Source organism: Actinomadura gamaensis, from assembly GCF_042652125.1.
GTDB classification, from domain to species: Bacteria; Actinomycetota; Actinomycetes; order Streptosporangiales; family Streptosporangiaceae; genus Spirillospora; species Spirillospora gamaensis.
In genome coordinates this window covers 639138-660351 of record NZ_JBHSIT010000001.1, presented here as the reverse complement: position 1 = coordinate 660351, position 21214 = coordinate 639138, and the positions used below count along the sequence as shown (strand labels likewise).

Annotated in this window: 19 protein-coding genes; 5 read left to right on the top strand and 14 right to left on the bottom strand. The window is 69.5% G+C overall.

Annotated elements, in window-relative coordinates:
- Positions 1-2: 2 nt before the first annotated feature.
- The 3 genes from ACFPCY_RS03125 to ACFPCY_RS03115 all read right to left on the bottom strand — a co-directional run bounded on the left by ACFPCY_RS03125 (position 3) and on the right by ACFPCY_RS03115 (position 4670).
- Positions 3-1298: a polyamine ABC transporter substrate-binding protein gene (locus tag ACFPCY_RS03125; protein ID WP_378252008.1), complete on the bottom strand. Its 1296-nt coding sequence runs from the start codon at positions 1296-1298 to the stop codon at positions 3-5.
- Positions 1295-2455, bottom strand: coding sequence for an ABC transporter ATP-binding protein (locus tag ACFPCY_RS03120; RefSeq protein WP_378252007.1), 1161 nt, complete (start codon positions 2453-2455; stop codon positions 1295-1297). Before ACFPCY_RS03120 ends, ACFPCY_RS03125 begins: the two co-directional genes overlap by 4 nt.
- 769 nt (positions 2456-3224) lie before the next feature.
- Positions 3225-4670, bottom strand: a complete 1446-nt coding sequence (locus ACFPCY_RS03115; RefSeq protein WP_378252006.1) for a gamma-aminobutyraldehyde dehydrogenase — start codon at positions 4668-4670, stop codon at positions 3225-3227.
- A 169-nt stretch (positions 4671-4839) separates the two neighbouring features.
- On the opposite strand from ACFPCY_RS03115, the gene ACFPCY_RS03110 reads away from it, so the two are divergent.
- Entirely contained in the window at positions 4840-5340 is a 501-nt protein-coding gene (locus ACFPCY_RS03110; protein ID WP_378252005.1) for an Lrp/AsnC family transcriptional regulator, read from the top strand.
- Between the two features lie 81 nt (positions 5341-5421).
- The gene (locus ACFPCY_RS03105; protein WP_378252004.1) at positions 5422-5658 is read left to right on the top strand and encodes a type II toxin-antitoxin system TacA family antitoxin; all 237 of its coding nucleotides are present in this window, start codon (positions 5422-5424) and stop codon (positions 5656-5658) included.
- Between the two features lie 474 nt (positions 5659-6132).
- Here the strand turns inward: ACFPCY_RS03105 and ACFPCY_RS03100 are convergent, their stop codons facing one another.
- Positions 6133-6552, bottom strand: a complete 420-nt coding sequence (locus ACFPCY_RS03100; RefSeq protein ID WP_378252003.1) for an HIT family protein — start codon at positions 6550-6552, stop codon at positions 6133-6135.
- A 68-nt stretch (positions 6553-6620) separates the two neighbouring features.
- Between ACFPCY_RS03100 and ACFPCY_RS03095 the strand changes: the two genes are divergently transcribed.
- Entirely contained in the window at positions 6621-7832 is a 1212-nt protein-coding gene (locus ACFPCY_RS03095; RefSeq protein WP_378252002.1) for an ABC transporter ATP-binding protein, read from the top strand.
- Positions 7829-8518, top strand: a complete 690-nt coding sequence (locus ACFPCY_RS03090) for a hypothetical protein (RefSeq protein ID WP_378252001.1) — start codon at positions 7829-7831, stop codon at positions 8516-8518. The genes ACFPCY_RS03095 and ACFPCY_RS03090 overlap by 4 nt, the downstream gene beginning before the upstream one ends.
- A gap of 385 nt (positions 8519-8903) precedes the next feature.
- Here ACFPCY_RS03090 and ACFPCY_RS03085 read toward each other — a convergent pair whose 3' ends face one another.
- The 4 genes from ACFPCY_RS03085 to ACFPCY_RS03070 all read right to left on the bottom strand — a co-directional run bounded on the left by ACFPCY_RS03085 (position 8904) and on the right by ACFPCY_RS03070 (position 12934).
- Positions 8904-10358, bottom strand: a complete 1455-nt coding sequence (locus ACFPCY_RS03085; RefSeq protein WP_378252000.1) for a DUF1963 domain-containing protein — start codon at positions 10356-10358, stop codon at positions 8904-8906.
- Between the two features lie 69 nt (positions 10359-10427).
- Complete coding sequence (locus ACFPCY_RS03080) at positions 10428-10916, bottom strand: DivIVA domain-containing protein (RefSeq protein ID WP_378251999.1); 489 nt, start codon at positions 10914-10916, stop codon at positions 10428-10430.
- 60 nt (positions 10917-10976) lie between these two features.
- On the bottom strand, positions 10977-12116 hold the full coding sequence (gene rlmN, locus ACFPCY_RS03075; RefSeq protein ID WP_378251998.1) for a dual-specificity RNA methyltransferase RlmN: 1140 nt from the start codon (positions 12114-12116) through the stop codon (positions 10977-10979).
- Positions 12117-12262: 146 nt separating this feature from the next.
- Positions 12263-12934, bottom strand: a complete 672-nt coding sequence (locus tag ACFPCY_RS03070; RefSeq protein WP_378251997.1) for a GntR family transcriptional regulator — start codon at positions 12932-12934, stop codon at positions 12263-12265.
- 143 nt (positions 12935-13077) lie between these two features.
- Here ACFPCY_RS03070 and ACFPCY_RS03065 point away from each other — a divergent pair, with 143 nt between their 5' ends.
- A complete protein-coding gene (locus ACFPCY_RS03065; RefSeq protein WP_378251996.1) occupies positions 13078-14523 on the top strand; it encodes an aminopeptidase P family protein in 1446 nt (481 codons plus the stop codon).
- A gap of 176 nt (positions 14524-14699) precedes the next feature.
- On the opposite strand, the gene ACFPCY_RS03060 is transcribed toward ACFPCY_RS03065, so the two are convergent.
- The 6 genes from ACFPCY_RS03060 to rpsB form a co-directional block, all read right to left on the bottom strand.
- The gene (locus tag ACFPCY_RS03060; protein ID WP_378251995.1) at positions 14700-16292 is read right to left on the bottom strand and encodes an alpha/beta hydrolase; all 1593 of its coding nucleotides are present in this window, start codon (positions 16290-16292) and stop codon (positions 14700-14702) included.
- A 270-nt stretch (positions 16293-16562) separates the two neighbouring features.
- Positions 16563-17651 (bottom strand): phosphatidate cytidylyltransferase, encoded by a 1089-nt coding sequence (locus tag ACFPCY_RS03055; protein WP_378251994.1) that lies wholly within the window; start codon positions 17649-17651, stop codon positions 16563-16565.
- On the bottom strand, positions 17651-18208 hold the full coding sequence (frr, locus tag ACFPCY_RS03050) for a ribosome recycling factor (protein WP_378251993.1): 558 nt from the start codon (positions 18206-18208) through the stop codon (positions 17651-17653). Before frr ends, ACFPCY_RS03055 begins: the two co-directional genes overlap by 1 nt.
- A gap of 33 nt (positions 18209-18241) precedes the next feature.
- Positions 18242-18940: a UMP kinase gene (pyrH, locus tag ACFPCY_RS03045; protein ID WP_378252565.1), complete on the bottom strand. Its 699-nt coding sequence runs from the start codon at positions 18938-18940 to the stop codon at positions 18242-18244.
- 175 nt (positions 18941-19115) lie between these two features.
- On the bottom strand, positions 19116-19952 hold the full coding sequence (gene tsf / locus ACFPCY_RS03040) for a translation elongation factor Ts (protein ID WP_378251992.1): 837 nt from the start codon (positions 19950-19952) through the stop codon (positions 19116-19118).
- 89 nt (positions 19953-20041) lie between these two features.
- Positions 20042-21013 (bottom strand): 30S ribosomal protein S2, encoded by a 972-nt coding sequence (gene rpsB, locus ACFPCY_RS03035; protein WP_378251991.1) that lies wholly within the window; start codon positions 21011-21013, stop codon positions 20042-20044.
- Positions 21014-21214 lie beyond the last annotated feature (201 nt).

Below are 21214 nucleotides of genomic sequence, written 5' to 3'. Positions count from 1 at the left end.
GCTCAGGCCCCCTGCGAGATCGTCTGGAAGACCTTCTGGTAACGCGGCACCTCGGCGTTGCTGAGCGGCCGGTAGGTGCGGAGCTTCGCGTACTCCTGCGCGCTCGGGAACACCAGCGGGCTCGTCGCGAGCCGTTCCAGGTCGGCCCTGTCCTTCGCGTCCGCCTTCGCCGCCTCCTGGCGGATGACGTCCTGGACGCCCGGCACCGGTGTGACGTAGTTGATGAACTCCGTCAGCGGCGCGTTGTTCTGCGGCAGGTACAGCCAGTCCATGAGCCGGATCGCGTCCACCGGGTTCGCCGCCGTCTTCGGCAGCATCATGCAGTCGCTCCAGATGGTGCCGCCCTCCTTCGGGATGACGAACTTCACGTCCGGGCTGGACAGCGTGTACACGTCACCCGACCAGGCCATCGTCAGCCACACGTCGCCCTTGGTGACCGCGTCGATGTAGCCCTGCTCGTAGTACTTGCGGACGATCCCCTTGTCGCGCTGGCTCCGCAGGACGTCCCCGGCGCGCTTCCAGTCGTCCTCAGTGGACTTCTCCGGGTCGATGCCGAGCGCGAACATGCCGAAGTTGCCGAGCTCCTGCGAGTCGCTCATCATCCCGACCCGGCCCTTGTACTTCGGGTCGAAGAGCTGCTGGACGCTGGTGATCGGCTCCTTCACGTACTTGGTGTTGTAGGCGATCCCCGTCATCCCGGACATGTACGGGACGCTGAACACGTTGTTCGGGTCGTAGGCCCGCCTCTTCGCCTTCTCGCTCGCGTACCGGGCGAAGTTCGGCAGCCGCTTGTGGTCGAGCGGCGCGAGGTAGCCCAGCTCGACCAGCTCGGTGAACTGGATGCCGTTGGTGACCACCATCAGGTCGAACCCGATCGACTGGTTCGCCGCCAGCGGCGCCTGGATCTTGCCGAACCAGTCCGCCGCCTCCTGGATGGCCTCCTTGTAGGTGACCGAGATCCCGGTCTCCCTGGTGAACGCCTTGAGGGTCGAGCGGTCGTCCTCCATGTAACCGGGCCAGTTCGCCCAGTTGATGTGGCCCTTCCCGGTCCGCCCGCGCCAGTACTCGTCGATCTCGGCCTGGGTGACGATCCCGTTGCCGCCCCGACCCGGGATGCTGCATCCCGACAGCGCCGCCGCGCCCGCGACCGCGCCCACGGCCCCGAGGAACGCGCGCCGCGAGGTCAACCCGCGCCGCAACGCCGCGTCCATGCCGCCGCGCAGAACCGCCGCGTCCAGGGCGCCGGGTGGCGGCGCCGCGTCCGCGCGGGTGCGCGAGGCCCGGTACCGACCGGTCATACCGCGCTCCCGATCAGGTAGGAGTGCTGCGGCTCCCAGGACAGCCATACCGCGTCCCCGCGCCGCGCGACGTCCTCGGCGTTCATCGCGTTCTGGACGAAGACGACGACGTCCGCCCCGGCGTTCGTGGTGACGTTGTAGTTGGTGGAGGTGCCCAGGTAGACGACCTCGCTGACCGTCCCGTGCACCCGGCACAGGCCGTCGCCCGGGTCGTCCGGCGTGATCTGCATCTTCTCCGGCCGGACGGTCAGCTCGACCTTGTCGCCCGTCGCGACGCTCTGGCCTTCGCGCAGGGCGACCTCGATGCAGCCGCCGTCGCCGTGCTTCAGGACGGCCCTGCCGTCACCGGTCTCCACGGCGTCCCCGGACAGCAGGTTCGACGTCCCGATGAACCCGGCGACGAACTTGCTGGCCGGACGCTCGTAGATCTCGCGCGGCGTCCCGAGCTGCTCGACCAGCCCGTCGTTCATGACCGCGATCCGGTCCGACATCGTCAGCGCCTCGCCCTGGTCGTGCGTGACGTAGACGAACGTGATCCCGACCTCGCGCTGGATGCGCTTCAGCTCGACCTGCATCGCCTGCCGCAGCTTCAGGTCGAGCGCGCCCAGCGGCTCGTCCAGCAGCAGCGCGCGCGGCCGGTTCACCAGCGCCCGGGCGAGCGCGACCCGCTGCTGCTGCCCGCCCGACAGCTCCGTCGGACGCCGCTTCTCCCGGCCGGTCAGATCGACGATCTCCAGCATCTCGGTGACGCGCTCGGTGATCTCCGCCTTGGGCGTCCGCCTGCGGCGCAGCCCGAACGCGACGTTCTCGAACACACTCATGTGCGGGAACAGCGCGTACGACTGGAACACCATGTTCACGTCGCGCTTGTTCGCCGGCACCCCCGTGACGGAGTCGCCGTGCAGGTACACCTCGCCCGCCGTCGGCTCCTCGAAGCCGGCGATCATCCGCATGGTGGTCGTCTTGCCGCAGCCGGACGGCCCGAGCAGCGAGAAGAACTCGCCCTGCGCGATCGCCAGGTCCACCTCCCGGACGGCCGCCACGGTCTCGCCGTAGGCGTGGTACTCCTTGCGCACCCCGGCGAGCTCGATCGCGGGGACGGCGTCCTCGGCGCGCCCGGGGTCGTCGCGTAGGGGCGCGTGCTGGGTCTCGGTCATGACACGGTCCTTCACGGGAATCGGAGTGCGGCGCCCCGTGGACGGAGCGCCTGGGGGGCGGCCTCCCCCGCCGGGGGTTCGGCCTCGCGCCGGGTCCGCCCACGGACCCGGCCCTGATGGACGCGCCGAAGCGACGTCCAGATGCTATGCGTCGGCACGGATCCGTCCTCCATGCCGACCGACCACTTCCGACTCCATCGCGGCATTCCCCGGCCGCGATGGAGCCGCCAATCCACACCGCCCGCGCCCGGAGCGCTCCACCGCCACCCCGTCCGGCGTGTGGTCGAGAAGCTCCCGGGCCCGCCCGACGCCCCGTCGGCCCCTCCCGCCGGCCCCGATCTCGACCAGCCCCGCCGCTGCAACCGACGGCGAGCCGAGGAAACCTGGCAAGGACGAACCGAACGGACCGCCCAGGCAGCACAGGGCTCCGGAGCCCAGCGCCCGACCGGACTGACCACAGGAGCGCGCCCTCCCGCAGCCGATCGCGACCGCCTGGCGAGAGCTCGCCTTTTCCCGGCCGAGCGAAACCGCGGAACGGAGACGTGTCCTCCCGCGACCGATCGAGCCGCGGGGCGGAGGCTCGTCGACCCGCGACCGATCGAGCCGCGGGGCGGGGGCTCGTCGCCCCGCGGCCGGTCGGAGCCGCGGGACGACGAGACTCAGGCGGGGGCGGAGGCTGTGACCGGGCGTCGGGACGGGCGGGACGTCGCCGGTCCCTGCGGTTTCCACGGGCGGGCCGAGCCGTGCGGGCGTGCGCGGGCGCGGCGGCTCAGGCGCCGATGTAGTGCATGACGTGCTTGATGCGCGTGTAGTCCTCCACTCCGTACATCGACATGTCCTTGCCGTAGCCGGAGTGCTTGAAGCCGCCGTGCGGCATCTCCGACACGAACGGAATGTGCGTGTTGACCCAGACCGCCCCGAAGTCGAGCGCCTTGGTCATCCGCATCGCCCGGCCGTGGTCGCGGGTCCACACGCTCGCGGACAGGCCGTACCTGACGTCGTTGGCCCAGCGGACGGCCTGCTCCTCGTCGCCGAACCGCTGCACGGTGATCACCGGGCCGAAGATCTCGTTCTGCACCATCTCGTCGTCCTGGCGGAGCCCGCTGACCACGGTCGGCGCGAAGAAGTAGCCGCGGTCGCCGACGCGCCCGCCGCCCGTCTCCAGCCTCGCGTGGTCCGGCGCGCGGTCGATGAAGCCCTGCACCCGCTCCAGCTGGGCCTGGCTGTTCACCGGGCCGAAGTCGGCGTCCTCGTCGGGGTTCGGCGGGCCGACGCGGGTGCCGCGCGCGGCCTCGGTCAGGGCGGCGGTGAAGTCGTCCGCGAGCCGCTCGGCGACCAGGACGCGGGTGGCGGCCGTGCAGTCCTGCCCGGCGTTGAAGTACCCGGCCCCGGCGATCCCCTGCGCGGCGGACTCGACGTCCGCGTCGTCGAAGACCACGACCGGCGCCTTGCCGCCCAGCTCCAGGTGGACGCGCTTCAGGTCGTCCGCCGCCGCGCGGGCGACCTCCATCCCGGCCCGGACGCTGCCGGTGATCGACACCATCTGCGGGGTCGGGTGCGCGACCAGCGCGCGGCCGGTGTCGCGGTCGCCGCACACCACGTTGAACACGCCCGCGGGCAGGAACTCCGAGGCGATCTCGGCCAGCAGCAGCGTGCTCGCCGGGGTCGTGTCGGACGGCTTCAGCACGACCGTGTTGCCCGCCGCGAGCGCCGGCCCGAACTTCCAGACCGCCATCATCATCGGGTAGTTCCACGGCGTGACCTGCGCGCACACCCCGATCGGCTCCCGCCGCACCGAGGACGTGTGGTCGGCCATGTACTCGGCCGTGGCCTTGCCCTCCAGGATGCGTCCCGCCCCGGCGAAGAACCGGATGTTGTCGACCATCGGCGGGATCTCCTCGTCCGCCGTGAGCTTCAGCGGCTTGCCGGTGTCCCGGCACTCCGCGGCGACGAGCTCGTCCGCGCGGGCCTCCAGGGCGTCGGCGAACCGGAGCAGCGCCAGGGACCTGTCCTTCGGCGTGGCGTCGCGCCAGGCGGGGAACGCGTCGGCGGCCGCGCGGAACGCGGCGTCCACGTCCTCGGCGCCGGAGTTGGGCGAGGACGCCCACACCTCGCCCGTGCTGGGGTCGATCACCTCCAGCGTCCTGCCGTCCTTGGCGTCCACGTACTCGCCGCCGATAAAGTTGCGCAGCCTGGTCGCCTGCTCGCTGGTCATCGTCGACCCCTTCCCTGATGGCCGCCGCAGCCGGAACTGTCGTTGGCCCCGACCCTTACAGAGGTTCCCCGCTATGGCAAGGGATTCCGTTGTTACGATCGAGTTTCACGACTGAATCCATCATCCAAGCCCACTTCCACCCATGATGCCGCACCAAGGAGACCCCACCATGACGGACCGCTCCCCGGAGCGCCGCCCGCCCGCCGGGCGCGAGCGCCGCGCCGCCGTCCCGCTCGACGAGACCGCCAAGCAGATCATCGAGCAGCTCCAGCAGGACGGCCGCCGCTCCTACGCCGCGATCGGCAAGGCCGTCGGCCTGTCCGAGGCGGCCGTCCGCCAGCGCGTCCAGAAGCTCCTGGACACCGGCGTGATGCAGATCGTCGGCGTCACCGACCCGCTGATGCTCGGCTTCTCCCGCCAGATGATGATCGGCGTCAAGTGCGAGGGCGACCTGGAGAAGATCGCCGACGACCTCGCCGCCGTCGAGGCCATCGACTACGTCGTCATCACCGCCGGCTCGTTCGACATCCTGGTCGAGCTGGTCTGCGAGGACGACGAGCAGCTCCTGGAACTCCTCGGCCGCATCCGCGCCGTCCCGGGCGTGGTCTCCACCGAGAGCTTCGTCTACCTGAAGCTGCGCAAGCAGACCTACACCTGGGGCACCCACTGACGACCGCCTCCCCCGAAAGCGGGGATGCCGGCCCGTCCCTCACCGGCGTACGTTGAGAAACCGCCCGGAAGGAGACGAGCCATGCCGGTCGAAACCCCCCTCCCCGACCACCTTGACGTACCAGCCACCGAGGACCAGTTCCTCACCATCACCCGGGCCGCCGACCTCCTGGGCTGGACCGTCCCCGAATACGTCCTCACCGCCACCCTCGACCGAGCCGAACGCGACCTCTACGAGAACGCCACCATTCCGTCCCCGCCCACCCTCACCCAAGCCACCCTGACCCCCTACACCGCCCTCCTGACCCCCACCTCCTAAACCCTCGCCCCGCCCCCGCCACCCACCTTCCGTTTCAAAGTCCCCGCCTCACACCTCCCACTCCGGAGTTCCCGCCTCACAGCAAGCCTTGGAAGGGCGCAACTACCGCCCTCCACCCCGCACCCTCACCTGGACTCCACAAACGCGCATCCCGCAGGAAGCCCCTCCCAAAGCAGCAGGCCAGAGATAGCCCCTGCCCAAGTAGGCGACTCAGTCGCAGCTCCAAATCGGCACGCCCAGATCCCCCGCCGCGAGCACCCCGCCCAGCGCGCCACCACCACAGGCAGGCACGACACGGCGAGGACGCGAGCACGACGCAGCCAGGCCACGAGCACAACGCGGCGACGACGCCACGCAAACCCACTTCCCAGACCGGGCAGCCGCCGCCAACTCCAGCCCAGGCCACGAACTCGCGACGCAAGGCCCAAACCACAGCCAGGCATGCCACACCGCGACCAACACGACCGCTCCCTGTCACTCCAACGCGGTGCGGAGACGGGTGGCGTATTCGGCGGCTTCCTCATCGGACTCGTACTTGTGACGCGGCCAGAAGAAGCCCTTCAGACCGTCCTTCCGGTTGCGCGGGACCACGTGTACATGCAAGTGAGGGACGCTCTGGCTGACACGGTTGTTGGCCGCGACGAACGAGCCGGCCGCGCCGAGAACGGCCTCCATGGCGCCCGCGAGCCGACGAGCCTGCGCGAAGTACGGCCCGACCTCCTTTTCCGGAAGGTCGACCAAGGTCTCGTGGTGCTCGCGAGGGACGAGCAGCGTATGCCCCTTGAACAGCGGCCGGGTGTCCAGGAACGCCATCGCCTCCGGGACGTCCAGCACCACGTGTGCCGGACGCTCGCCCCGGATGATCTCGCAGAACACACACGGCGTGTCCGCCATACGCCCCGTCCTCCCCGCGGCTCACGCCGCCGTTACTTCGGATCGGCTACCGTGCGCAGCCTATGCGCATGGACAGTGTCGCCTTCCGCTATGGACGGCGTGGCCCCTGGGTGCTCCGAGACATCTCCCTGACGCTCCGGCCCGGCGACATCGCCGAGCTCACCGGACCGAACGGCGCGGGCAAGTCGACCCTGCTGCGCCTCCTCGCCGGACTGCACCGTCCCCGACGCGGCACGATCGTCGAACGTCCCGCCTCGGTCGGCTACGCCCCCGAGCGCTTCCCCACGGACCAACCGTTCACGGTGACGGCCTACCTGGCGCACATGTCCGCGCTTCACGGCCTCCCGAAAACCGCCTCAACTCACTGGACGCACCTCCTCAACCTCGACCACCTGCTGGACACCCCGCTCCCCGACCTCTCCAAAGGCAGCGCTCAGAAAGTCGGCCTGATCCAAGCCCTGCTGCCCTCCCCCCGACTTCTCCTCCTGGACGAACCCTTCTCCGGCCTGGACGCCACGACCTTGGCCCTCCTCCCCGAGCTCCTAGCCGCCATCGCCGCCAAAGGCACCATGATCGTTCTCAGCGACCACCATCGCGTCCTGCATCACCCCGAGGCAGCCGCCCACCTCCCTTCCCTCCGGCACCTACACCTGAGCGACTCCGTCCTGACCGAACACACCACCAGCCCAGCATCCCCGGATGCGCCGCTGACCGAAGCCCCAGCCACTCCGCCCCGAACTCCTCCCCGCCAAGCACCCTCCTCCCACCGCGAGAACACCCCATCTCCTGACTCACCCGCAGTCCGCCTAAAAAGACGCTTCGCCAACAACACAGGCAACGCCTCAGACGGCACCTCAAACAAAAGCGCAGCCAGCAGCCCAAACAGCCACACAGACACCCGAGCACACGAGCCCACACGCAGCCCCGCAGACAGCCGCGCAGACAACGGAGCACACGAGCGCCCACAGGGCCGCGCAGACAACGCCACACACAGCCCCGCAGACGGCCGCACAAACAACCCCCAACACAGCCGCGCAGACAACCCCCAACACGGCGGCGCAGACGGTCAGGCACACGACCGCGTAGAAAAGCCCCCGCACGGGCTCGCAGACGGTGGCTTGCACAGACCTTCAACGGTTTCCCGTAGGGGCGCCTCGCCCGCCGAGATTCCGCCCGACTGTGTGCTCCTCGAGGTGATCGTGCGAGCGGACGAAGCCGACGACGTCGAGCGCCAACTACGTGCCGCCGGACGAACCGTTCGGAGAGGCGTCAGCGAATGATCGCGCTCATCCGGTTCCAGCTCGCCGGTTATCTCCGCTCCATGAGGTTCCTCCCGTCATTGATCATTACGTTGCTGCTCGTGCTCTTGGTCTTCGGGCAGTGGCCTAGTGGTCCCGACCCCGTCAAACTGGCGACAGGCACCTACGGCGACGCCGCCGCGTTCATGGTCCCGATCTCGGCGTGGACGGCCCGCTCACTGCTCGACACCCAGCCCACCGTGCAGCGATGGCTCAGCGTGCTGGCCGTTCGCCGGTCCGGCGTGGCGGGACTGCTCGCGGCCTTCGCAGCCAGCGTCACGCTCAGCGCCGTGCTGTTCGCCGCTCCACTCCTTCAGGGAGCGACCGTCGGCGTACCCGCGACCACCACCGCGGCCGCCGCCCTGCTGGCGCTCCTCGCCTGCGCAGCCGGCACGTTCATCGGCGCCTGGACCAGCCGGGCGATCATCCCCAACACCGGCACCTCCCTCCTGGTGCTCCTCTCAGTCCTCACGGCGTCCCTCCTGCTAGGCCTGGGCCGATTGAGCTTCCTGGCCATCCCTTACCTGGAGTGGATCAAGGCGGCCCACGACGGCCCGTCCAAGCTTCAGTCCTCCCTCCCCGCAGTTCTCGTCCATCTCGTCCTCTGGTGCGTCGTGGCCGCAGCCGGTTACCTGCTGACCCTCCACCGCCGCAGCACCCCGACCTGAGCAACCGGGAGAAGAACCGCCGCAGTCTCAAGCACGCCCAAGCAACGCAGCAGCGCCCCCAACTACCGCCACTCTCAACCGAGGACGGCTCCCCCGGCCCTCGCCTGGAAGAACCTCCGCTGCCCACACGCTCTCCAGCTTCAAGCCACTCAGGCCAGCGTTGATCTCAGTACCCCTACCGACCAACACACCACCCAATCAGCCGGGACACCGCCCATCGTTCACGCCCAACTCATCAAATCGACGCGAGCGCTGGCGCTGGAACCTAGCGATGCCGCTGGCACTGGCGCTAACACGAGCGTGGATGCTGGCACGTGCGCGGATGCTGGCGCCGGCACAAGGCAGGCGCGGGCACGAGCACGGACGCGGGCACGAAGCGGAAGGGCTAGAGGGCTTGGCGGTTGAGCCAGGCGCTTTCCAGGGGCGCGTCGGGCTGGACGGTGAAGTACAGGAAACCTGGATCGCCCCAGAACCAGCCCAGGCTCGGGTCGGAATCGAGCTGGAGGACGAGCCGTCTCTCGCTGAGGCGCTCGCGGAGCAGTTCGGTCAGCCTGCGTGTCGCCGAGCGTCGGGCGTCGGACGCCTTCTTCGCCTGGCCCTCGGCGACCTGCTGAGCGTCGGCCGATCTCGATCTCGCGGCCGCGATGGCCGCGCGGACCTCGTCCAGGCGGATGGAGTCCACGTTGGACGGCAGCACCGATACCGAGTGCCGGGGAATGCGCGGATACAGGAAGGCCGGGTCACGGTCCATGCCCTTGGCCAAGTGATCGCGGGCGAGGGTGGACGGCGTATCGCTCAGGCCGATCGGAGGGCGGATCGCCGGTTCCGTGACGAGATCCAGACCTGGAGCCCGGCGAGCTGCCGACTTCGGTTCTCGGGTCGGACGAGGTGAGAGGCAGCTCGCTTGCTCTGCGGCCCGGACCGCGGAAGCCGACCGGATCGAATCGGCAACGGGACGGAGGGCAGCGACGCTCGCCGACTCGCGCTGTGCGGCAGTCGGATTCTCGGTTGAGAGGCGCGAATCCGTGGGCGCCGATTTGGAACTGGCGCGTCGGGAGATCGGAAGAGGTTTTCGAGGATCGGACGATGTCGCACCAGTCCGCCGGCGTTTCGTGGCGGGGCGGCGGTAGTCGGAGAGACGGACGACCTGGTCGGCTCTGGGTTCGAGCGGGGGCTTGGTCAGGCTCGTCTTCGGTTCGAGGTACGGCGGAGCCTTGGGCGGTGACGGTTCGCAGGGGGTCGGCGGGCCCATGGGACGGTTCGGCTCCAGGAGAACGGGCCATCCTCCGAGCTGGTGGCGAGGGCCTTCGTCCGGCCAGACCTGTTCGAGCCAGCTCTCGTAGAGAGGCCGGTACGTTCCCAGCGTCCCGGGACGGGCCTGCTCCAGCAGGCCGAGCGCCGGATCCAGCGGGCTCGGCAGGGACCAGAACGGCGTCGCACTCCAGGACTGCCCCTTCGCCTCGGCCGATGAAACGGGCGGGACGGCGGGCTTCATGTCGTGGGCGTAGACGCGCCACGTCTCGCGCGTGTCGAAGTCGTCCCACCAGTTGTGGGCGCTGCCCGAGTAGTAGAAGGAGGCGTGGCCGGACCCGGGCAGCCCGTCCAGAGGCGGAAGCTCAGCGAAGGCGATCGTGCTGAGGTGGGCGAGCGGACGGCCCGACGCGGTGGGCCAGGGTTCCCCGGCCGGGAGTAACGGTGAGCCGCCGAGGTGTACACCGGGTGACGTGCCCCGGGTCAGGCGCAGGGCCGGACGGGCGAGCGTGAGCAGGATCCCCGCGGTCTCCGGCGTCAGGAAGGCGCTGAAGAGCGGGTGGAGTCGACGGAACAGTTCGGCGTTCATGTGACCCAGCGTGACCGCCCGCCGCCGACCCCCGCCACTCAGTTCAAGATCTGTGGATAACTTCTCCGGTCAGCGAGGATCGAGTGCTTCCGCCAGCTGCACAAGGAAGCGATCGACGTCCTGCTCGTCGTAGGCGCCGCTGAAGCGGGCCGTGCGGAAAGTCACCTCTCGCACGTCCCGCGCGGTGACCGGCGGCTGGGTACCGCGAAGGCCCGCGACGACGCGGTCGAGGAAGGCGTCCACGTCTCTCATGACGTATCCCGCGCGCGGGGTGGCTCTCGGGAAGCGCACGTTCTGAATCCACGAGATCAGCCACTCGTGCTGGACGCGCGGACGGCGCTGCCGCGGCGGCGCCGACGGCGCAGTGGCCTGAAGCTCCAGGACGCATTCCTGGAGCATGGCGTCCACGACCCGGCGGTCGTAGCCCCGCAGCACCACGTCGAAACGTGCCTGGCGGACGTCCTCGGCCGTCAGCGGCGGGCCGCCACCGTCCATGCCGGCGCGGAGGCGCCCCATCAGCTCGTCCACCTGGGCGCGGTTGTATCCGCGCAGGCTCACGGGAAAGCCTCCGGCCGTCACAGCCACCGGCCTGCTCCTTCCGGGGCGCGCGGCCTCGGCTCAGTCCTTGGTGGACGCGGCGAGCTGGCCGCAGGCGCCGTCGATCTCGCGCCCGCGCGTATCGCGGACCGTGACCGGGACCCCGTGGGCCTCCAGCCGGCGGACGAACTCCCGCTCGTCCTCGGGCCTGGAGGCGGTCCACTTGGAACCCGGCGTCGGATTCAACGGGATCAGATTGACGTGCACGAGGTGTCCGCGCAAGAGGCGGCCGAGCAGGTCGGCGCGCCACGCCTGGTCGTTCACGTCCTTGATCAGCGCGTACTCGATGGAGACGCGGCGTCCGGACCGCTCGGCGTAGGCCCAGGCGGCGTCCAGGACCTCGGCGACCTTCCAGCGGTTGTTGATCGGGACGAGGTCGTCGCGCAGCTCGTCGTCCGGCGCGTGCAGGGAGAGGGCGAGGCGCACCGACATGTCCTCTGCGGCGAGCTTCTCGATCGCGGGCACGAGGCCGACCGTGGAGACCGTCACGGAACGCTGGGAGATGCCGAGCCCGCCGGGCGCGGGGTCGGTGATGCGCCGGACGGCGCCGATCACGGACTTGTAGTTGGCCAGCGGCTCGCCCATGCCCATGAAGACGATGTTGGAGACCCGCCCGGGGCCGCCGGGGATGCGCCCGCGGGCCAGCGCTCGTGCGCCCGCGGCCACCTGCTCCACGATCTCGGCCGTGGACAGGTTGCGCGTCAGCCCCGCCTGCCCGGTGGCGCAGAACGGGCAGTTCATCCCGCATCCGGCCTGGGACGACACGCACATGGTCGCGCGGTCGGGGTAGCGCATGAGCACCGACTCGAACAGGACACCGTCGAACGCCTTCCAGACGGTCTTCAGCGTCTTCCCGCCGTCGCAGGCGAGTTCGCGCACGGGGTCGAGGAGTTTGGGCAGCAGAGCGCCGACCAGCCGCTCACGGAGGGCGGCGGGCAAGTCGGTCATCTGCTCCGGGTCGTCCTCCAGCCGTGCGAAGTAGTGCCGGGACAGCTGGTCGGCCCGAAACGGCTTCTCACCGAGCTCGGCGACGGCCTCGCGCCGCTCGGCGGCGGTGAGGTCGGCGAGGTGGCGCGGCGGCTTGCCCCGGCGCGGCGCGGCGAAAACGAGCTTCGGCGGGGTCTTCTGAGCGGTGGCGGCCGGTTCGGCGGTGGCAGACATGGTCCTTCCAGTGTCGCAAACCCCGGCCTATGCCTTGGACGCTCCGAGCAACGTTCTCAGGCCGTCCCTAGGCAGCCTCCGTCTCCGCCGCCACACACAAGTCTCCGCCCTACCCGGCCCCCGCTCTCTGCCCTACACAGGCCCGGCTACAGCGTCGGGTCGTCCGCCCAGGCGTTCCGGACGTGGCGCAGGTGGTGATTCATCGCGGCGGACGCGGCAGCCGGATCGCCTGAAGCGACCGTGTCCAGCAGCTCCAAGTGCTCGCGCGCGTAAAAGCCGAGTTCCTGCTTCTGGGCCAGCTTGGGCACGCCGTAAAGGCGCGAGCGGTAGCGGAGCCGTTCCACGACCTCGATCAGGTGCCGATTCCCTGCCAGCGCCAGCAACTCCAGGTGGAAAGCGTGGTCCGCCTCGATATAGGCGATGGTGTCGCCGCGTTCGGCGGCTTCCACGATCGCCTCGGCCATCGGCCGCAACGCCGCGATCCGCTCGGACGGGACGGATTCGGCGACCTGCCCTACGGTGGGGACCTCGATCAGCGTGCGGACGGCCGTGATCTCGTCCAGATCGCGCGCGGTCAGCTCGGTCACACGGAAGCCCTTGTTGCGGACGGCCGTGACGAGCCCCTCCTTGGCGAGGTCGAGCATGGCCTCGCGCACGGGCGTGGCCGAGACCCCGAACCGTTCGGCGAGAACCGGCGCGGAGTACACGACGCCAGGACGCATCTCCCCCGCGACCAGGGCGGCGCGCAGCGCTTCGGCGATCTCTTCCCGGACGTTCGGGCGGGCCCCGAGTGCGGGCAGGTTCGGCGTTTCGGTCACGGGCGCTCCTTCTTCCCCTGGCCGGTAGCGTGTCACATTGTGACGCACCGTCACAACACGGCCGACGCGTACAATGTGAAATGTTACAGTGCGGCCACCACCCCTCACCTGGCCTTCACCCAGGTCGCCCGAAGGGAGCGCCCATGTCCGACGCCGAGGCGGACCGCTTCGCCACCGGCAGCCACGACCTGCCCGTCTCTCCCGCGCTGGCGGAGTACTTCCGCCATTCGTGGGCCGACACGTCGCTCACGCCCGCGCCCTTCGACTCCGCGCCCTATGCCGAGAAGCGGCGCGCCGCCCTCTCCGAGCGTTTCCCTGGCGAACGGCTCGTCATCCCCGCCGGAGGGCTGAAGGTCCGCAGCAACGACAGCGACTACCCGTTCCGCCCGCATTCGGCGTTCGTCCACCTGACGGGTGAGAACGGTGTAGGCGCGGTTCCGGATTCGGTGCTGGTCCTTGAGCCGACGGCTAACGGGCATGAAGCGACCCTCTTCACGCACCCGCGCTCTCCCAGGGACACCGGAGAGTTCTACCGGGACCGCCGCCACGGCGAATTCTGGGTCGGCCGACGCCGCACCTTGGAAGAACTCCAGGCCACCCTCCAGATCGAGGGTGCGCCCAGGGAGAAGCTGGCTGACGCTTTGCGCGGGCGCGAGGTGCCGACCCGCGTGATGCGCGGCGTCGATGCGGAAGTCGACGATTTGGCCTCCGCCCACGCCGATCCGATGGCGGACCACGAACTCGCTTCTTTCGTCTCCGAACTCCGCCTCGTCAAGGACGACTGGGAAGTCGCGCAGCTTTCCGCGGCGGTGGACTACACGACTCTCGGCTTCCGTGATGTCGTGGCGGCACTGCCCAAGGCCCTTGCCCACAGGCGTGGTGAGCGTTGGGTCGAGGGCCAGTTCAACATGCGCGCCCGTCTCGAGGGCAATGGCGTGGGCTACGAGACGATCGCGGCCGCCGGCTCGCACGCCTGCGTACTGCACTGGATCCGTAACGACGGTCCGCTGCGTCCCGGCGAGCTGCTCCTGCTGGACGCGGGCGTCGAAACCGACACCCTCTACACCGCCGACATCACACGCACCCTGCCGATCTCCGGGAAGTTCACCGCGGAGCAGCGGCGCGTGTACGACCTCGTTTACCGCGCGCAGGAGGCGGGAATCGCCGCGGTCAAGCCGGGAGCGCGATTCCGCGATTTCCACCTCGCCGCGATGCGCGTCATCGCCGAGGGGCTCGAGGACTGGGGTGTCATTCCGGACGCCGAGGCCGCCCTGGACCCCAATTCCGGCATCTACCGCCGCTACACGCTTTGCAGCAGTGGCCACATGCTCGGAATGGACGTCCACGACTGCGCCAAAGCACGGGCGGAGACGTACCTGGACGGCGTCCTTGAGCCCGGGCACGTCCTCACCGTGGAGCCCGGCCTTTACCTCCAGCCGGACGATCTGACTCTGCCCGAAGAACTTCGCGGAATCGGCGTCCGGATCGAGGACGACCTCGTCGTCACCGAGGACGGCGCCCGCCTCCTGTCCTCCGAACTCCCCCGCCACCCGGACGAGGTCGAGAACTGGATGGCCGACCTCAGGTAAGGCTCGCCGAGCTCAAGGAAGTGAACGGCCTCCCCGGTTCTCGGGGAGGCCGTTCCTCATGGGGCCGGGCCGGTTGGTGAGGCCCGGAGTTCATAGGCGAAACCGAAGTTCTACGAATCGGCTCGTGCTGCGCGCGAGGCCGGGGCCGCTCCGTTGAGGCTCCGGCCTCACACGGGTCAGCGGATCCGGTAGTGGTCCAGCGGACGGACCGTCTCGTCCGGCTGCGCCTTCGCCTTGGCCACCCCTACCCACGCGGGCGTGGGGTCGGGCGTCTTGGCGCAGCGCAGGTCGACCAGGCCGTGATCCTTGGGCAGCGTACCGTCGCGCAGGTAATCGATCAGGGGTTTGTCGAGACACGCGTTGCCCGCGAGCGTGATGGCGTGCCGACCGCCGCCCTGTTCGACGACGAAACGCGAGTTCGGCATGGCCTTCGCCATCTCCACACCGCCCTGGTAGACGGTCGCGGCATCCTCGGTGGCCTGGAACAGCAGCGCCGTGGGAAGTTTCTTGCCGGTGATGGGCGTCCGCTCACCGCCCTTACCGGGCCAGAAGACGCAGGCGGCGTTGTACCACATGTTCGAATATGTGTAGAAGTGCGCCTTCTTGTCGATGCGAGCCTGGTCCCTGCGCCAGAAGCTCCAGTCCCGAGGCCACGTGCTGTCGCTGCACTGGACGGCGTTGTACAGGTCGAAGGCGTCGTCGTTGGGATCGGGCGCGGCGTACTTGTCGTAGGCCGCTCGTAGCGGCCCGGCGTCCTTGCCGTTGGTGTAGGCGGCGAGCACGGTCGCCAGGCGCGGCCACTTCGCCGGGTCGTAGCCACCGGCGAGCTGGGTGTCGTCCCACTCGTCCGCACCGATTCTGCCGTCCACCGGGTTCTCCCCCAGGGAGGCGCGCATCGCGTACCACTTCCGCTCGACACCGGACGGGTCCGTGCCGAGGTGGTAGGTGCCGTCCGCCTTGGCGACCCACTGGGTGAACGCCTTGAAGCGCTTCTCGTGCTGGAGATCCTGCCGGACGTTCTGCTCGTACCAGCTGATGTGCGGGCCGACGATGCTGTCGAGGACAAGACGCTTCACGTGGCTCGGGTACAGCGCGCCATAGGTGGACCCTAGGGTCGTCCCATAGGACCAGCCGAAGAAGCTGATTTTCTTCGCTCCCATGGCCTGCCTGATGTCGTCCATGTCGCGAACGATGTCGACCGTACGCAGATGCGGCAGAAGGTCGGCGTACTTGGAGGCGCAGTCGGCCGCATAGCTCGCGGCCTTGCGCAGCCAGGTCTGCTCGGTACCGGCGCTCGGCTGATAGTCCGGGCGAGGTCCGTTGAAGTAGTTCGGGTCGCAGGCCATGTGCGGCTCGCTGCTCTGGGTCCCGCGGAGGTCGAAACCGATCCAGTCGTAAGAGGCGGCGACGTCTGCGGGCATCTTCGAGGGAACCCACGGCGCCATCCACAGGCCGCTGATGCCCGGACCGCCCGGATTGAGCAGGATGGGCCCCTGCCGTTCGCCCGCCGGCGCCGTCGCAGGAAGCCGGTTCACCGCGATCTTGATCTTCGGACCGTCCGGCCGCGCGTGGTCGAGCGGCACCTCCAGCTTGGCGCACAGCAGCCGAGGGTTGGCCGCGTCGCCGCAGGACTTCCAGTCCAGGTGCGGCCGGTACCCGGCCGGTCCCGAGGGGGTGCGGCCCGGCGCGGCCTGAGCGGGCAGAGCGGCGGCGACCAGGGCGGACGAGGCCGCCGCGGCGGTGATCGCCAGCGCTACGGATCTCCTCATGCGTGTCTCCTCCAGTGCGCGGGACGGGACGAGGGAAGGTCCCGCGGGGCCTGTCCGGCCCGACAGAAGCATGTGGCAGTGCAATGTCACGCACTACAACCCTGCAAAGCCGTTGCCGAACCGTGACCAAGGAACAGGAGCCGTACGGAAGCGACGACACGGACGCAACACCAAGAAACGGAACACCAAGGGACGGAACACGAAGGCCCCGGGACGCCTCCCGGGGCCTGATTCACCACGCCGCCTGTCCAGGCAGCCAGAGTCACCTGACTAGGCAGGGACGAAAAGCTCCAGCAGAAGCCAGACGATCGGAGCCGTCGCCACGAGGGAATCGAGACGGTCCATAACACCGCCGTGCTCCGGCAAAAGCGTCCCCATGTCCTTGATGCCGAGATCGCGCTTCAGCATCGACTCGATGAGGTCGCCCACCGTCGCGGTCACCACGGCCGCCAGACCGATGATCACGCCCTGCCACCACCGGCCGTCGTCCAGTAGCGTGTCCACCAGGACCCCGCCCACCAGCATGCAGGTGAGGGCCGAACCGGTGACGCCCTCCCAGGTCTTCTTCGGACTGATCGTCGGCGCGAGCTTGTGCTTGCCCAGGAACGACCCCGCGAAGAAGCCGCCGATGTCGCTGGCGACCGTCACCGCGATGAAGATGACGATGCGGTGGTCGCCGTCGTCCGGCTTCATGAGCAACGCGACGACGCCGCCCATGAGCACCAGATAGCCGATCGCGAAAACGCCCGCCGTGACATCCCGGACGTAACCGTCCGCGCCGTCCACCATGCGCGTCATGAGGACGGCGAGCGTCGTCAGCGCGACGGCCGCCACCAGCCCGTTGGTGCCCCACACGTAGGAGACCACCGGCGCCGCGACCATGCCCGCCGCGAGCGGGATGAACGGGACCTCGATCCCGCGCGTCCGGAACGCCTCCGTCAGTTCCCGCAGGCCGAGCAGCAGGAACACCACCATGACGGCGAGGAAGATCTGCTTGAACGTGTAGAGCGAGAGCAGCACGAGCGCGCCGAGCGTGACGCCCACGCCGACGGCGATGGGCAGGTTCCGGCCCGACTTCTTCTGCTTCACCGGCGCGTCCGGAGACTCGCCGTCCGACGAGTCCGCGGCGACGGCCTCGGCCGCCGCCTGCCCGGACGGCGTCTCGCCCCGCACGCCTGAAGCGGCGCCCGACCCGGCCGGAGACTCCTCCGGCCCGTCCTGAGCGCCGCCCCTGTCCGCCGCGGCGGACTCGGTCACCGCGCGGTCCGCGCGACCCGCCTCACCGGGCGGGTCCGCGGGACCGGGGGCGACCGGCTCGTCCGGGGAGCGAGCGGGCCCCCCGGCGTTGTCCAGTTCCATCAAACCTCGAGCAGTTCGGCCTTCTTGTGCTCGAGCAGGTCGTCGATCTGCGCCACGTACCTGTGCGTGGCGTCGTCGAGCTCCTTCTCCGCACGACGGACGTCGTCCTCGCCGGCCTCGCCGTCCTTGGCGAGCTTGTCGAGGGTGTCCTTGGCGCGGCGCCGGATGTTGCGCACCGACACCTTCGCCTCCTCGGCCTTACCACCCGCGACCTTGATGAACTCGCGGCGGCGCTCCTCCGACAGCTCGGGGAAGACGACCCGGATGACGTTGCCGTCGTTGGACGGGTTGACGCCGAGGTCGCTATCGCGGATCGCCCGCTCCACCGCGCCCATGGACGACTTGTCGAACACCTGCACGATCACCAGGCGCGGCTCGGGCAGCGTGAACGAGGCGAGCTGGTTGATCGGCGTGGGCGTCCCGTAGTACTCCGCGGTGATCTTGTTGAACATCGCGGGGGTGACCCGTCCGGTGCGGATGGCCTGGAAGTCCTCCTTGGCGACCGCGACCGCCTTCTCCATCTTCTCCTCGGCCTCGAGGAGGGTCTCGTCGATCACTTCGACTCCCGTGTCATCCGATGGTCCGTGCCGTCACTGCTCGGCCGGGCTGACCAGCGTGCCGATCTTCTCACCGCGGACGGCCCGGACGATGTTGCCCTGGCCCATCAGGTCGAAGACCACGATGGGCAGCGCGTTGTCCATGCAGAGGCTGATGGCCGTGGCGTCCATGACCTTCAGGCCCCGCTGTAGAACCTCACCGTAATCCAAACGGTCGAACTTGACCGCATCCGGATTCTTGCGGGGGTCGGCGTCGTAGACACCGTCCACCTGCGTGGCCTTGAGCACCGCCTCCGCGCCGATCTCCAGCGCGCGCTGGGCGGCGGTGGTGTCGGTGGAGAAGAACGGCTGGCCGAGGCCCGCGCCGAAGATGACCACGCGGCCCTTCTCCAGGTGCCGCATGGCGCGGCGGGGGATGTAGGGCTCGGCCACCTGGCTCATCGTGATGGCCGTCTGGACCCGGGTGTCGACCCCGAGCTTCTCCAGGAAGTCCTGCAGCGCCAGGCAGTTGATCACGGTGCCGATCATGCCCATGTAGTCGCTGCGGCCCCGGTCCATGCCGCGCTCGGCCAGCGCCGCGCCGCGGAACATGTTGCCGCCGCCGCAGACGACCGCCACCTGGACGCCGTCCTGCACGGCTTCGGCGATCGCCTCGGCGACGTGCTGCACGACCTCCGGGTCGATGCCCATGGGGTCGCCCCCGGCGAAAGCCTCGCCGGAGAGCTTCAGCAGGACGCGCTTCCAGCCCGCCTTCGGCGCGTGCGTTTCCCTCCCGCGCGCGTCAGGGGAAGACGGCGCGCCCTTCGCAGACGACGAGGCCGCCGTCGTGTCAGTTTTCCTGTTGTCCGGCACGTCGGCGGCCTCCTCGGTCGTCTTCAGCGAATATTCGTCCCGCTTCCAGGGTGCGTCAGGCCTGGCCGACCTTGAAGCGGGCGAAGCGAACGACCTTGACGCCGTTCTCGTCCAGCAGCTTGGCGATCGTCTTCTTGCCGTCCTTGACGAACGCCTGCTCCAGCAGGACGAAGTCGCGCAGGTAGGCGTTGACCCGGCCCTCGACGATCTTGGCGATCGCGGCCTCGGGCTTGCCCTCCTCGCGGGTCTTGGTCTCGGCGAGCGCGCGCTCCTTCTCGATCACCTCGGCGGGGATCTCCTCGAAGGTGAGGTACTTGGGCGCCATCGCGGCGATCTGCTGCGCGACGTCCTTGGCGACCTCGGCGTTCTCCTTGTCCAGCTCGACCAGCACGCCGGTGGTCGGCGGCAGGGACGGGTCGGACTTGTGCAGGTAGCTGGCGACGAAGACGCCCTTGAAGTGGACGTACCGGTCGAGCTCCAGCTTCTCGCCGATCTTGGCGCTGTTCTCCTCGATCAGGGCCTGGACGGTCTTGCCCGGCTCGATCTCGGCGGCGAGCAGGCTCTGCGCGTCGGTCGCGTCGCTGCCGGCGGCGAACCGGACGATGCGGTCGGCCAGCTCGATGAAGTCGGAGTTCTTCGCGACGAAGTCGGTCTCGCAGCGCAGCTCGAGCAGGGCGCCGTCACCGGAGCCGTTGAAGTGCTCGGCGACCAGGCCGTTCGCGGCGGTGCGCTCGGCGCGCTTGCCGACGTCCTTGGCGCCCTTGAGGCGCAGGATCTCTACGGCCTTCTCGAAGTCGCCCTCGGCCTCGGTCAGGGCGTTCTTGCAGGCCATCATGCCCGAGCCGGTGAGCTCGCGGAGGCGCTTGACGTCCGCGGCGGTGAAGTTGGCCATCCCTCTTCGCTTCTCTCGTCAGTGGTCGTGGTGCCCATGGCGATCCCCGGCGGCCGCCTCGGGTGGGCGGCGCACCGGGGATCGGGGGCTCAGGACTGGTCGGCCTCGGCCGGCTTCGCCTCGGTCGCGGCCTCGGACTCGGCCGCGGCGGGCGCCTCAGCCTGGGCCTCGGCGGCGAACTGGGCCTCGGCGGCGGGCTCGGTCTCGGCGCCGCTCTGCTCCTCGGTGGCGCCGCCGTCCTCGGCGCGGGCCTCGGCCTCGACCTGCTCGGCGGGCTTGCCCTCGAGCAGGTCCCGCTCCCACTCGGCCAGCGGCTCGGCCGCGGCGCCGCCCTCGGCGGGCTTCTCGTCGCCGCCCTGGCCGGCGCCCGCGCGGGCGATCAGGCCGTCGGCGACGGCGTCGGCGACCACGCGGGTCAGCATCGCGACCGAGCGGATCGCGTCGTCGTTGCCCGGGATCGGGTAGTCGACCTCGTCCGGGTCGCAGTTGGTGTCCAGGATCGCCACGACCGGGATGCCGAGCTTCTTCGCCTCGTTGACGGCGATGTGCTCCTTCTTGGTGTCCACGATCCAGATGGCGGAGGGGACCTTCGCCATGTCGCGGATACCGCCGAGGGTGCGCTCCAGCTTGTCCTTCTCGCGACGCAGGCCGAGCAGCTCCTTCTTGGTCATGCCGGAGCCGGCCACGTCGTCGTAGTTGATCTCCTCCAGCTCCTTGAGCCGGGTGAGCCGCTTGTGCACGGTGGAGAAGTTGGTGAGCATGCCGCCCAGCCAGCGCTGGTTGACGTACGGCATCCCGACCCGGGTGGCCTGCTCGGAGATGGCCTCCTGAGCCTGCTTCTTGGTACCGACGAACAGGATGGTGCCGCCGTGCGCGACCGTCGCCTTGACGAACTCGTAGGCGCGGTCGATGTAGGACAGCGACTGCTGCAGGTCGATGATGTAGATGCCGTTGCGCTCGGTGAGGATGAAGCGCTTCATCTTCGGGTTCCACCGGCGCGTCTGGTGGCCGAAGTGGACGCCGCTCTCGAGGAGCTGCCGCATGGTGACGACGGGAGCCATAGCCCGTGTTCTCCTGTCCGGCCCGGCCTGGTGGGGCCAGGGCCACGTCTCGGTTGGTCGCTGCGCCCGGACACTGCCCCACCGCCGCAGACGACGGACCGAGAGGCAGGTGCCCCACACCAGGTGGCGGGCGGGCGCGTGAATTCGGCCGCCCGGGGTTGACCACCGTGCGACCGTCACCCAAGTCTACGGGATGACGGG

Excerpts from the sequence above, each read along its gene's own strand:
- ACFPCY_RS03125 (WP_378252008.1), bottom strand. The coding sequence starts at position 1,298 with ATGACCGGTCGGTACCGGGCCTCGCGCACCCGCGCGGACGCGGCGCCG.
- ACFPCY_RS03120 (WP_378252007.1), bottom strand. The coding sequence starts at position 2,455 with ATGACCGAGACCCAGCACGCGCCCCTACGCGACGACCCCGGGCGCGCC.
- ACFPCY_RS03115 (WP_378252006.1), bottom strand. The coding sequence starts at position 4,670 with ATGACCAGCGAGCAGGCGACCAGGCTGCGCAACTTTATCGGCGGCGAG.
- ACFPCY_RS03110 (WP_378252005.1), top strand. The coding sequence starts at position 4,840 with ATGACGGACCGCTCCCCGGAGCGCCGCCCGCCCGCCGGGCGCGAGCGC.
- ACFPCY_RS03105 (WP_378252004.1), top strand. The coding sequence starts at position 5,422 with ATGCCGGTCGAAACCCCCCTCCCCGACCACCTTGACGTACCAGCCACC.
- ACFPCY_RS03100 (WP_378252003.1), bottom strand. The coding sequence starts at position 6,552 with ATGGCGGACACGCCGTGTGTGTTCTGCGAGATCATCCGGGGCGAGCGT.
- ACFPCY_RS03095 (WP_378252002.1), top strand. The coding sequence starts at position 6,621 with ATGGACAGTGTCGCCTTCCGCTATGGACGGCGTGGCCCCTGGGTGCTC.
- ACFPCY_RS03090 (WP_378252001.1), top strand. The coding sequence starts at position 7,829 with ATGATCGCGCTCATCCGGTTCCAGCTCGCCGGTTATCTCCGCTCCATG.
- ACFPCY_RS03085 (WP_378252000.1), bottom strand. The coding sequence starts at position 10,358 with ATGAACGCCGAACTGTTCCGTCGACTCCACCCGCTCTTCAGCGCCTTC.
- rlmN (WP_378251998.1), bottom strand. The coding sequence starts at position 12,116 with ATGTCTGCCACCGCCGAACCGGCCGCCACCGCTCAGAAGACCCCGCCG.
- ACFPCY_RS03065 (WP_378251996.1), top strand. The coding sequence starts at position 13,078 with ATGTCCGACGCCGAGGCGGACCGCTTCGCCACCGGCAGCCACGACCTG.
- ACFPCY_RS03060 (WP_378251995.1), bottom strand. The coding sequence starts at position 16,292 with ATGAGGAGATCCGTAGCGCTGGCGATCACCGCCGCGGCGGCCTCGTCC.
- ACFPCY_RS03055 (WP_378251994.1), bottom strand. The coding sequence starts at position 17,651 with ATGGAACTGGACAACGCCGGGGGGCCCGCTCGCTCCCCGGACGAGCCG.
- tsf (WP_378251992.1), bottom strand. The coding sequence starts at position 19,952 with ATGGCCAACTTCACCGCCGCGGACGTCAAGCGCCTCCGCGAGCTCACC.
- rpsB (WP_378251991.1), bottom strand. The coding sequence starts at position 21,013 with ATGGCTCCCGTCGTCACCATGCGGCAGCTCCTCGAGAGCGGCGTCCAC.